Below are 12,488 nucleotides of genomic sequence, written 5' to 3'. Positions count from 1 at the left end.
GGTCATAACAATATAGAATGAAATCAACAAGTAGCGAACTGACGTAGCAGACAATGTACAGTTTCTCAAGCTTGCCTCATTCTTGGAAACAGGTGATGGAATGATCGTATGGATTGTCGGTATCGCGGGAATCATTCTTCAAATTCTCTGCGTTGCCGCGTCTGGCACTGGTCTAGTTGTGGGATTTATATTTTTTCTGATCGGCTTCGGTGGCATGAAACGTGAAAATCAGACAGCGATCAAGCTATGGCTGAGTAAAGATACAATGATGATTATGGGTACTATGCTGGTGGTACTTATTTTCTTCCTCATTGCGTACTGGAATGTGAGATTGATGGGTGACACGTTGTTCCCAGGTCTATTGGGATCACCGGTGCGAGATATTTCAGGCAAACAACTGCTTATCGCAGGCATTGCAAGTGCTTGCTGGACGCTTCTTATGCTGTACTGGCTGTTACCCACCGTATTCGATTTCAAAGGACTGGGTCTCAAACCGCAGTTGGCCGCATTAAGCGCGTCTGCACTTAGCATCCTATTTGCGGCATTGCATACGGATTAATGGGTTTAGTTGGTTTGTACATGAATTTGCAGTTAACATACTTATATGAAAAAGGCGCTGTTCGTGAGAAGTACTTTCGCAGACAGCGCCTGTTTACCGTATTTACATGTTTCGTCTCAATGGAATCAACTACGTCTGAGCCTGGAACTTACTGCTTTTGTTACGAGGACGAAGCATGTTACCTGCGATCTGTAGTATCTGTCTACGCGGTATGAGCCGAACGAATTGAGCAACCCAGTAATTTCTACTTCCTGGTACTGCATAAGATTTGCCCGATTTCAGCGCCTTCATTGCAACCTGCACCACATGCTGGGGTGTATCCCGTTTCCCAACGGAGGCTTCTTCTGCACCCACGATATCAAAGAAGGACGTATCCGTCGAGCCAGGACACAACGCCAAAAACTGAACGCCACGCTTCCGATTTTCCTCGTATAATGCTTCTGTAAAAGAAAGAACATAAGCCTTTGTTGCCCCATACACGGCCATATACGGATCAGGCTGGAACGCAGCCGTGGAAGCAACATTAATAACTGTCCCTCTCCGATTCTGCAACATAGCTGGTAAGAAGAGATGGGTCATGTTGGTTACCGCCAACACATTCAACATAATTTCCTCCTGTTGCCTCAAATTATCTAGCTCCTCAAAGAGTCCGTGTGTAGCAAATCCAGCATTGTTAATTAACATGTTGATCTGAAGACCACGACGCTGACATTCCTCATATATTTGCTGTGGTGCTTCTGCTTGGGATAGATCGGCTACAATAACTTCTGCCTTGACCTGATATGTACGTTTAATTCGTGCTGCGAGGTTATCTAACTTCGATACAGATCTAGCTACGAGGACAACATTCATCCCTTTTGATGCCATTTCAATCGCAAAAACCTCTCCAATTCCTGATGAAGCACCTGTAATAAGAGCCCATTGCGGCTGTTCCTTTTTCATGAATTTAACCATCCTTCGCAAATGATATAAACTACGTTTTCTATTGGAAACAGTGTTTCCTAATGAAATCATTGTATCTTTGGAGGGCTGACCTTGTCAACTCATCTCCAATCCAATTGACGTTATCTTGCGTTAAACAGTAGAATGACCATAAGAAATACGGTTTTGATTCAACACCAATAAGGTTATGAGGATGAAAGAAATGAAGGATCAACTATTCAATACCAAGGATTCAACACATAATGTGACTACATTCCAAGAAGCAAGACTTCAACATACTGAGAACTTACGCCAAAATATCGTTCACGCTGCTGCCTCCCTTCTTCAAGAGCATGGGCCAGAGGCGGTCACCGTGCGTCGTGTGGCAGAACGGATGGAATGCTCAACCAAAATTATTTACAACCTCTTCGGTAAGAAGGAAGGGTTGGCGAAGCATTTGTATATTGAAGGGTGCACTCTTCTATCTCAGACATTCGAGAATGTGCTCCCGCAAGCATCATTTGAAATTTATTTCCGAGATCTAACGCAGGCTTACTGGAACTTCGGCATACAGCAATCCAGCTTTTATCAACTGATGTTTGGTGGTTCGTTTTCTGAATTCAAACCAGATGCGGAGAGCATGCAAGGAACAGCAACAGCCTTGAAACAGATCTCCGAACTTACTCAAACCGCGATTAAACAAGGTCTTATTCAGGAAAAAGATCCTCTACTTGCAGTTCGTCTGATCTGGGCGCCTCTGCATGGTGTAATTCATCTGTATCTGGGTGGGCACATCGAGAGTGAAGAAGCAGCCAAAAAGCTCTATGACCATACTGTAACGATGATTATGAACACGCTCATCAACCCTTCTGTGCAAGGATAACTTGCTAAGATTGATCATACCTCCCTTCCAGGAAAACAAAAAACTCTCATCCCAAAAGGGACGAGAGTTCTACGTGTAACCACACAAAGCTAAAATTACCTTACGACATAAAAATCAATTAGTTATTCTCGCCGTTCTCTGCTTCCCACCGTGCAATTTCCTTGCGTACGATTGGAGCAACCTCTTTACCCAACAGCTCAATCGCGCGCATAACCTCATTATGCGGCATTGTGCCAAGTGGGGTGTGCAACATGAAGCGAGTGATGCCCACTTCTTTGCGCAGGTAGATGATTTTCTGAGCTACGGTATCCACGTCGCCCACGTACAATGCGCCTTCCAGACTGCGTGCCGCATCAAATGTTGCCCGGCTGTAATGCCCCCAGCCACGTTCGCGTCCCAGCATGTTCATCACCGCTTGTGCTGGTGGGAAGAATTTCTCTACCGCTTCATCCATCGTATCTGCAATAAAGCCATGAGAGTGAGAAGCAACGGTCAGTTTCGATGCGTCATGCCCTGCATGAGCAGCTGCCTTTTTGTACAGTTGTACCAATGGTGCAAACTGCACTGGACGACCACCGATAATAGCAAGCACCAATGGCAAGCCGAGCAGCCCTGCGCGGACAACGGATTCTTGGTTACCACCACTACCGATCCATACCGGTAATTTCTCTTGTACCGGGCGTGGGTAGATGCCCAGATTGTTGAAGGAAGGGCGGTGTTTGCCTTCCCAAGTTACTTTTTCCGAATCACGCAATTTCAGCAATAGATCCAGTTTCTCGTCAAACAACTCGTCGTAATCGTTCAGATCATAGCCGAACAATGGGAAGGATTCGATAAATGATCCCCGCCCTGCCATAATCTCTGCACGACCATTCGAGATACCGTCCAGTGTTGCAAAATCCTGAAATACCCGTACCGGATCATCTGACGACAATACCGTTACTGCACTAGTCAGCCGAATGTTCTTCGTCTGTGAAGCTGCTGCTGCCAAAATAACGGCAGGCGATGAAGCAGCATAATCGACACGATGGTGTTCACCTACGCCATATACATCCAGCCCCACCTCATCTGCCAACACAATCTCCTCAACTACGTCGCGAATCCGCTGTGCATGACTGATTAATTCTCCTGTATTCACATCCGGGTTCGTCTCCACAAATGTACTGATTCCGATTTCCATGGTCTGTTCCTCCCTGTTATGAAGCGATCCGTCATCTATCTAACCTATTGTAAGTAGATCACCTTTTGTAATATGTCTTAATATTGAACTATTTTGAGAAAAAAAACAAGTACCCTCTGTCTCCAGAGGGCACTTTTCTTATTTTTTCTATATTTATAGCTTGCTTATACGTAGTTCCATATCGTTTGCATCTATTACAGTACCTGTTTGTCTCATAAAGTTGAAACCTAAGATTCCATCTAGCTCTAGACCATAATCCATGTTTCCTATCTCAATCTCAAAATTGTGAAGTAGCGCTCCATCCACCGTAATTGAGTCTAGCAACTTGGTATATACGTACTCTATGCCGCCTACACCTCTAATAATATTAACGACGTCATTCTATTCAGGAACCATTCCTATCCCTCTGACTACATCTGCGTTTAATAACGTACTGGCTGAGCCAGTATCGAGCAGTACGTTTTCGAGAGTTACTTTCTTCCCTCTAAACTCAATTTGTATACTTACAAAAGGCAGGCCATACATCTCCGTTATGTTCATCTGGGTCCTCTTATCCCAACATATCGCTCTCTCGCCACAACTTCTGAACGCGAAGTATGAAAAAAACAGTATTCTCGTTTAGGGTTATCCTGATGCAATTCACCTGAAAAATAATCTCAATGCATGGGGTACTACTTTTTCCTCCCGATGTACAACAGATGTGAAGAGATGCCCAGGATCGACGGGTCTTTCGCCGCTTCAATCATATAACGAATCAGATCATCATATTCACCGCGATCCCGCCAATATTGTTGCTGCTCGTCTGTGAGCATAGCGCCTAGGCTAGATGAACCAATCAACGCTTCTGTCGCGAAGCCATGCTGTTCCATGAACGGGGTGACGTCCTGAATGTTGAAGTAATACGCTCCCGTAAATCGTCCCTCATCCTGATGATCGAAAGTCCCCTTTTCTACAAAAGAACGGATCGCTCCCATATGATCGTTAGGCTTCCATTGCTGCGGTGAACGTAGCGAATTAATACTCATACGTATTCGGCTCTGCATCGCGATGTACACCACGCCTCCCCGCTTAGTCACCCGATGCAACTCCTGTACAGCAGCCACACGCTCCGCTTGGGTCTGTAGATGATATAGTGGCCCCAACATGAGAGACGCATCATAAGTTTCGTCCGCGATACCTGAGAGCGAAGTTGCATCCAGCACATGGAATCCATCAAATTGCTGCATTACGCCGAGCTCCTGCGCCTTCTGCTGAGCAATATCCACCGATACTGGTGTCAGATCAGACAAGGTAACACGATACCCCAACTTAGCCAGCTCTATGGCATACTTCCCTGGCCCAGCACCATTATCGAGAATGCAGCCGCCAGCCGGAAGATGCTCTCTGATGTAATGCATATTGACGATGAACTCAAGCGGTTCTCGTTCCAGCCTTCCCCACTCATCGAAACCTGAATAGTAATCAATAATACTCTCTCTTTTCACCTTCGCCACCTACTCTCTCCTGAATGTATCGGTCAAAAAAAGCAAAAAAACCTGCCGCCTCAGCTAAGAGGCGACAGGTTAGACCTTCGCGGTACCACTCTTCTTCATCCATGACAGGATACATTGAATACATATTGAATCTGTCATAGACTCTCAGCATCTGATCACGGAGATGAACCGTCAGGACCTACAGTTGGCTTGGCTTTGTGCTAAGGTTCCATATGCTTAGCATGTACCTCAGCCTGTGCCTAGGCTTTAGGCATAAACTGCCTACACACTCTTCGATCCTGCCACTCACAGGCGAGTTGGGAACGGGCTGGACTGCCTCACACCACTTGCGACAGTTCTCTGAGACCAACCATAATCCTTAATACTCCTGATCATCGCGTTTATCGTTTAGAATTAAATTCTAGTTAGTATAGTTCACCCATATATTTCCTGTCAATCTTATTTCGTTCTCTCTTGCAACTGAACCGATACTTTGCGTTCAGGCTCCTCTGTACTATACGCCCAAGGGTATACGGTTGCCGTATCGGATGTGTATTGCTTATATTGATCGATACCCTTGTTATCGCCATCACCGGAGAATTGGGCATTGGTCACTTTGCCATAGCTTCGTTTTCCATTTTCGATCATATAGGTCTGATTCACCCCGCCAAACTGAGGATTGTCGCTATATCTCTCCACGTATAGATCGCCATCTTTGCGATAATATGTCCAATGAACAACGTAACCCCCGAGCACGGTATCCAATTGTTGTGGCTTTTCACTGATCTGCGTCAGCGTAACCGGTTCAAATTCACCATGGAACTGGTTGATTTTGTGACTAGCAATCAAGGCGATCGGGGTGTCCTGATTCACTTCCATACCCGGCGTTATCTCAAAACGAAGCTCCGTTTCATACTCCAGGCCACTGTTCATCAACCCACCGTACAACGTCGCTCCCTCCACATCCAGTGTGTAATTCACATAGGACAATGGCATATATTTCTCCTGGTGACTAATAATCACTCTGATCTGTGTAGGGGTAATAATGGCTTCTTTGATCTGCGCTCCTTCGGGCAGACCTTCCATAGGTAAATTCAGTGCTCTTGTACTTGTTCCACTGAGCATCTCCGTCTTATCCAACTGGATGTCGATGTTGAAGGCTTGATCCACCTGACTTTCCTGTCTATTATAAGCAAGCACATAGGATGCAGCCGATTCCTTCAACGTCTCTAGGCTATAGTACTGCTCTGCTGTGTATTCGCCATGATCGCCCGGTGTACCAAAGACACCTCCGGTGCTTTCCTTGATTACATTTCCATCATGATCGTAGATGATCACCTGCGGGAAGGCATAGTCACGAACCTCAGGTTGCTCAAAAGTCAGAGACGTAGACAACATCACCTGATTTTGCTTATCGCTGAACGCACTCACTTCCAACGTTCCCAGACCATCTTTATCAAGGTTGAAGGTTTGCACATCCTTTTGCAACGGATCGATGGTAAGTGGAGCCTCTGCAGGAACTAACATCTGAATGCCGCCCACGATAAAGTGAACATCTGCAAGCTTGCCTTTCGGTGTCCACTCGGTCTCAAAGTATCCCTTAAACTTGCTTTCATCTGAATCATATACATGGTGATACCTGCCCTCAATCAGCTTGCCATCCTCACCCTGAAGACCGATAGAGGAGAACTCGATGTTGTCGCCCGTATACTTTCCCGGATCAAGTGTATACAAGATGACAGTACGGTTATCATCTGCAAAAGCAGTATCCAGCGTCAACGTTACTCCGTCTAACGTCATCGACTGGTTAAGCTGCTGGCCAAGCTCCATCTGCAAGGCATGCTGAATTCCACTTCTGCCATCCAACAGATCATCCCAGTTATAATGAACTGCGGCATATACCGGTGTTGCCAACAACACAACTGCGGCCGTACCAATCAGTACCGTCTTCTTGAATTGTATACGTCGTCCTGCGTATTCTCTGGTTCCTGATACATGTAAAGCGGGACAACGTTCTTGATCCTGGCTAATCTGATTCCACATTGCATCAAAGTCAGGATAAGGCATATCTTTATCATTTTTCAGATGATGAGACAATTGATTTTCTGTACTTTTCACCATACACTTCCCCTTTCTGATGGAGCTTTCTGGCCTTTTCCCACTTCTTTCGTAATAGCCGCAGCCCTTTATACACTCTGGATTTCACCGTTCCGATCGGCACATCTAGAATCTCAGCAGCTTCTGACAAACTCAGTTCATTCACATACCGCAGCAATATGGCTGAACGTATCTTCTCGGGTAATTCATGAATCCATTGTTTCCACGCTTCCGATTCCTCTAGTTGCTCCATTGCCTGATCAGCGGAATGAGCTGTAGCCTGCGCTGTGAGCATAAACTGTTTCTTCTCGCGCTCTTTAGCAGATTGCTTCTTCTTCAGAAAGTTAAGACAATGGTTTACCGTGATTCTCATCAACCATGTCTTCATATATTCAACCTTTCTCCAGTCCTGACGAAATACGGTGATGAACACATCGTGGCATACATCCTCCGCATCCTGCGCATGATGGAGCATGTAATAACAGGTGCGGTACACATCCTTGTTGTACATCTCGAACAATTCTTTGTCGCTCAAAACCCACCCTCCTCTCTGTATTTCTGCCTGCTTCAAATCTATAGACAAAGCCATGCTTGGAAAGGTTCATTTTTTATCGACACGCAATAATAATAAAAAAAGAACATCCAGTTCGCACAATATGCGAAATTGAACATTCTTTTACATGTTGCTAGATTTTCTTCACAAATTCGGACTTGAGCTTCATCGCACCTAGGCTATCGATTTTGCAATCAATATCATGATCTCCGTCGATCAGACGGATATTCTTCACCTTCGTGCCCTGCTTCACGACGAGTGAGCTGCCTTTTACCTTCAGATCCTTGATGACCGTTACCGTATCCCCATCATTCAGCACATTTCCGTTTGCATCCCGCACAACTTTGCTATCCTCTGTATTCTCATTCTCAGCTTCCAAAGACCATTCATGAGCACATTCTGGACAAACGAGTAGGTTTCCGTCCTCGTAGGTGTACTCGGAATTACATTTCGGGCAATTAGGCAAATTCGACATATGTATTAAACTCTCCATTCTTATATATGCTTCCCAGCAAGTATAAGGGATTACGCTACATTCTTCCACCTTGATACGCCTTATACCCTAAGTGAAATCGCTAAATTTAAACCAAATTTAAGGTTCAATCATCCCTTACATTAAGGGTATCGCTTTAACATATAACTATCCAGTACAACACGCTGAGCAACAAATTTTCACGAAGTTTTCCCCTTAAGGGGTCACATACACAGACCTAAATTTACGTTATAAAGGAGTTCTCACTCATGTCTTCCTATGTATTTCCTGTACAGGCGGCATTGGCTATCTTCGTCGTTATGTCCATGTTCCTGCTCGTTCCGTGGCTGATCTACGGTTATCGCAAAGACGGCTTTTTTAGCTGGTCTCGCTTCTTCGTTAGCTTTTCGTTTATCTTCTACATTCTGGCTGCCTACTGTCTCGTCATCCTTCCATTGCCATCCACACGAAACACCTGTGCGCAGCAAGCTGCTGACACAATCTATTATAACCTTGTCCCGTTCACATTTGTGAAGGACATTATGCGCGAGACACCTATTGTATGGTCACAGCCCTCCACCTATCTTGGCATGATTCAAGGTAGAGCATTCTTGCAGGTTTTGTTTAATATTCTATTGCTTATGCCGCTCGGTGTTTACCTTCGATACTTCTTACAAAAAAGATCTTACTGGAAAGTTGCTTTGTTTAGTGGCTTCGGACTTTCCCTATTCTTCGAACTAACGCAGCTCACAGGACTCTACGGTTATTACACCTGTCCTTACCGTCTGTTTGATGTAGATGATCTGTTAGCCAACACGTCAGGCGCGGTACTTGGATATCTCGTAGCTCCCATTCTACTAGCGCTGTTTCCTTCACGGGCAAGCATCCAGGCGAAAAGCGAACAGATCGTGGAGCAGAACCGCGTATATCCTGTGGCACAATTGCTCGCAATTATGATTGATGGGATTATGATCGTATTGATCTCCAATGCGATGTCGATCTTCACCGATTCAAATGTCATTAACGATGTGTTGAATACCTCTGTAGGAATGTTTATTGTACTCTTCTGTATTCCATGGCTACGAAACGGAGTAACTCCAGGCTCAGCCATTCTACGATTCCGTTATGTTAATCGACAAACCGATGAACCCACGCATAACGCTATATTCAAAAGGTTCATTGCACTCTATGTTCCGTGGTTGTCATTTACGATCATTCGGTTGGTTAACGACTATGCCTTCCAAAATACGCATGATGGGCTCCTTCAGCCTTACCTCATCTGGCTGTCTGTCAGTATGGTTATGCTGTACATGGTCGTTTCGATGATCCTCATCATTCATGTATTAATGGTTCTGTTCTCTGGGGGCAAACGTTCCTTCTACTTTGACGAAGTATCCCATACACGTGCCTCTAGGAAATAGGTGTTGTATATGTTCTATTGAAGCTAGTCTCATTCATGGTGTATAACAAAAGGCGACTTCCATTCAATCGTACATGGAAGTCGCCTTATTCTTGTTCCAACCTAGCTGCACTGTGAATATGAGAATTCAAATGGGCACCGCGGTATTCATACTCTTGGGGAAAATAGGGTAATGAACTCCTTCGTTATACCACGTTATATACGCTTTATCGTTATAGACCCAGTAGCTCCCGCTTAGACGCTTCAGGATCATTAACAACTTCAATTTCATGGTTGAAGATCAACGTTGCGCGATCCTGTTCATATGCAGGCCATGCTACACCCGCAGTTTCTGGCTTACCTTGCTTGGCAAAGGAAATCCAGGCATCCTGTACCTTGAGCGCAAGCTCTGCCGCTGCCTCGTCTGGCTCGGCATTCATGAATTTCAATACAGGTAATGTATTAAATACAAAGAACATTTCAATACTGTGAATTGCTCTTTTTAACAATGGATGCTCGGGCATCACCCAATCGAAGCGATACATCCAGACGGGTGCGTGCTTCTGCTGAGCTGCCGCATATTGTAACGATGAGCGCCAGAAGAAGAGATCCGTCATGACTTGAGCTTGACCATCTGCCGTCTTTGGATAACTGTCTGCGATGGCAACGCGGTTATCGAGATCTGGTGCCATAAAGTCCACACCTTGTACCATATCAAGCTCGGGTGAGAAAGGTACATGTGGCTGGATAAATAGCGCACCTTCATGCAATGTTGTTCCAATTAAAACAGGAATGTCCTGCGCGGAACCTGCGTTCACCGCTTCAAGTGGAGTCTGAGGTAGGGTATTGCCATCCAGTACAGGCTGGAATAACAGAGCCATCCCAGCACCGATCTGCTGTTTAAGAGTCTGACCTGCTGCGATAATCTCCTCTGCCGGAATAGTTCTCAGTTTGTGCAGATTGTCTGGCTCAACGCCAAGAATCTTCAACATCCCTTCACGCATCGTAGATGCTTGTTCCGCGGTTATGAACTGTGAAGCCCCACTTTGCATGATGGCACGGTTAAATAATCCTTTAGCTGCAGGCATGGCCATTAGAGCTGCAATGCTCATGCTACCTGCCGATTCTCCGAATACCGTAACATTGTTAGCATCCCCGCCAAACGCTGAGATATTGTCCTTCACCCATTGTAGGGCGGCGGCCTGATCAAGTAGACCTGCATTCGTCACATAGGACTCACCGAGTGGAGCCATATGCAGGAAACCGAGTGGCCCGAGTCGGTAGTTGATGGTGACAACGATGACATCACCTCTATGCGCTAATTGCGTTCCATCGTATACCGGTTGACTGCCTGAGCCCGATACGAATGAGCCCCCATGAATCCATACCATAACAGGTAGAGATTGCGAGCTTTCTTTTTCCGGTGCCCAGATGTTCAGATATAGACTGTCCTCTGACTCCACTGGCCGTTGCCCACCTGTCCAATCTGATTCGTGGCGAGGCTGTATATTCTCAGGCCCAAATTGTGTAGCCTGTCTTATTCCATCCCATGATTCCGGTGGTACTGGCGCTTGAAAACGCAACTCACCTACTGGCGGTTTGGCATACGGGATACCTTTCCACACACGTGTACCATGCAAAAGCTCGCCTTGAACTGTACCATACTTCGTTTCAACTTGAAGTTCTCTCATGCCGCTTCTACTCCCTCTCCATGGATAGGTTAAACTAACATTTAAATAGGTTGTTCAAAAAATTCCGCACTTTGATAACGCACTTTACGTAATCCGCATGTGTATCTATTTGAGTATAATTCGTTGTCGTACCCATTTACAACTTTACCCAGATTCCGCTCTGCTACTACGTTTCACGTGGAACTTTCTTATTTAAATTTGATCTCTCTGTCGACATGTCTTATGTGAGAAACACACTTAATGAGTTCCAGATCATATGGAGTAAAATTCCTGGGATCAGTGATTTTGTTTTATAAAAAATGTAGGCAAACACGAGTCCAAAAATGGATGTAGCTATAAAAACACCACCGTGTAGCATACCAAAGACCACTGAAGAGATGATTAATGCCCACCATGCTCCATATTTATTTGAGATCGTTGTAAAGAGCAATCCTCTAAATAACAGTTCCTCGAAGAACGGAATAATTATAGAAATGGCTAAAATAACAAAGATATTTTGAAGCGTCACGGCTGAACGAAGATCACTCGATTCGAAGAGATGACGCTGACCCTCATTTGTTTCTATTCCAGTTCCTAAGATTAGCACTGAAGTTAAAGCCAATAATACGAACCCAGCGATGATATAGAAGGCGGCCGTTCTTATCTTTACTTTGGAGCATAGTGGATCACGTATGTATTCTCTGAACCTTGGATTAAGCGCAAGAAACCACGTATACGCTATGATTTGAAACAATATGAATACAAACGTTGTATCTACATTTTTCACGCCTAACATCTCTAATATTAAGGATGTAATGATAAAAAAGATTGCAGGCAGTAGCAGTATTAATCCTAGTTGTTTAACTACCTCTTTTAAACTGTAACTTCTGTCTAGCTGCATTCGTAAGTTCCACCTCTTTGTGATATACATCTAACCCTTAAAAGAAACACCTGATACAGCTAAGCTGATATGTATTAATAGTAGGGACACTGTAACCATCCAATAAAGGAAGAGAGACGTATTAATCTTGCCTGTGCGTGTAACTTCCAGAAATAGAAAGATTGTGAACGCAACTAATGGCATCAACAGTAAAAATGTCGCCGATCTCTGGGAAGAAAACATCACACTAATGTAGCTCACAACCAATATACTCCCGATTAATTTGTGACCTTTCATTGATCTAACCTCCTTTCTCCGTAATTTCGAGGAACGACCGTGAGCACTATTGTCTTGGCGGGTCATGCTGTATGCATGCTTCAGATGTAGCGTATCCAAGCTAAA

The 12,488-nt window shown here is 44.8% G+C and carries 12 protein-coding genes; 3 read left to right on the top strand and 9 right to left on the bottom strand.

From position 1 onward, the window contains the following. The first annotated feature begins 100 nt into the window (after window positions 1-100). Window positions 101-559: a hypothetical protein gene (locus M3636_RS16030; RefSeq protein ID WP_251383193.1), complete on the top strand. Its 459-nt coding sequence runs from the start codon at window positions 101-103 to the stop codon at window positions 557-559. 129 nt (window positions 560-688) lie between these two features. On the opposite strand, the gene M3636_RS16025 is transcribed toward M3636_RS16030, so the two are convergent. After that, window positions 689-1,501 carry an SDR family NAD(P)-dependent oxidoreductase gene (locus tag M3636_RS16025; protein WP_251383192.1) on the bottom strand — a complete coding sequence of 271 codons (813 nt, stop codon included), beginning with the start codon at window positions 1,499-1,501 and terminating at the stop codon, window positions 689-691. Between the two features lie 202 nt (window positions 1,502-1,703). Between M3636_RS16025 and M3636_RS16020 the strand changes: the two genes are divergently transcribed. Further along, complete coding sequence (locus tag M3636_RS16020; RefSeq protein WP_251383191.1) at window positions 1,704-2,363, top strand: TetR/AcrR family transcriptional regulator; 660 nt, start codon at window positions 1,704-1,706, stop codon at window positions 2,361-2,363. Between the two features lie 118 nt (window positions 2,364-2,481). Here M3636_RS16020 and M3636_RS16015 read toward each other — a convergent pair whose 3' ends face one another. From M3636_RS16015 to M3636_RS15990, 6 genes are all read right to left on the bottom strand, one after another. After that, on the bottom strand, window positions 2,482-3,543 hold the full coding sequence (locus tag M3636_RS16015; protein ID WP_056703232.1) for an LLM class flavin-dependent oxidoreductase: 1,062 nt from the start codon (window positions 3,541-3,543) through the stop codon (window positions 2,482-2,484). 381 nt (window positions 3,544-3,924) lie between these two features. Then, entirely contained in the window at window positions 3,925-4,083 is a 159-nt protein-coding gene (locus M3636_RS16010; RefSeq protein WP_251383190.1) for a hypothetical protein, read from the bottom strand. A gap of 131 nt (window positions 4,084-4,214) precedes the next feature. After that, window positions 4,215-5,027 carry a class I SAM-dependent methyltransferase gene (locus M3636_RS16005; RefSeq protein ID WP_251383531.1) on the bottom strand — a complete coding sequence of 271 codons (813 nt, stop codon included), beginning with the start codon at window positions 5,025-5,027 and terminating at the stop codon, window positions 4,215-4,217. Between the two features lie 447 nt (window positions 5,028-5,474). After that, window positions 5,475-7,136, bottom strand: a complete 1,662-nt coding sequence (locus M3636_RS16000) for a DUF4179 domain-containing protein (RefSeq protein ID WP_251383189.1) — start codon at window positions 7,134-7,136, stop codon at window positions 5,475-5,477. Further along, window positions 7,090-7,647: an RNA polymerase sigma factor gene (locus M3636_RS15995; RefSeq protein WP_128104108.1), complete on the bottom strand. Its 558-nt coding sequence runs from the start codon at window positions 7,645-7,647 to the stop codon at window positions 7,090-7,092. Before M3636_RS15995 ends, M3636_RS16000 begins: the two co-directional genes overlap by 47 nt. A 151-nt stretch (window positions 7,648-7,798) precedes the next feature. Next, complete coding sequence (locus M3636_RS15990; protein ID WP_128104109.1) at window positions 7,799-8,140, bottom strand: zinc ribbon domain-containing protein YjdM; 342 nt, start codon at window positions 8,138-8,140, stop codon at window positions 7,799-7,801. A 266-nt stretch (window positions 8,141-8,406) separates the two neighbouring features. Here M3636_RS15990 and M3636_RS15985 point away from each other — a divergent pair, with 266 nt between their 5' ends. Next, a complete protein-coding gene (locus tag M3636_RS15985) occupies window positions 8,407-9,558 on the top strand; it encodes a VanZ family protein (RefSeq protein ID WP_251383188.1) in 1,152 nt (383 codons plus the stop codon). Window positions 9,559-9,769: 211 nt separating this feature from the next. Here the strand turns inward: M3636_RS15985 and M3636_RS15980 are convergent, their stop codons facing one another. Beyond that, window positions 9,770-11,227, bottom strand: a complete 1,458-nt coding sequence (locus tag M3636_RS15980) for a carboxylesterase/lipase family protein (RefSeq protein WP_251383187.1) — start codon at window positions 11,225-11,227, stop codon at window positions 9,770-9,772. Between the two features lie 220 nt (window positions 11,228-11,447). After that, complete coding sequence (locus M3636_RS15975) at window positions 11,448-12,107, bottom strand: CPBP family intramembrane glutamic endopeptidase (RefSeq protein ID WP_251383186.1); 660 nt, start codon at window positions 12,105-12,107, stop codon at window positions 11,448-11,450. Window positions 12,108-12,488 lie beyond the last annotated feature (381 nt).

The organism is Paenibacillus sp. MER 99-2 (assembly GCF_023714095.1).
Taxonomy (GTDB): Bacteria; Bacillota; Bacilli; order Paenibacillales; family Paenibacillaceae; genus Paenibacillus.
Note: the sequence above shows the minus strand (reverse complement) of the source record. Positions and strands in the feature narration are given on the sequence as shown.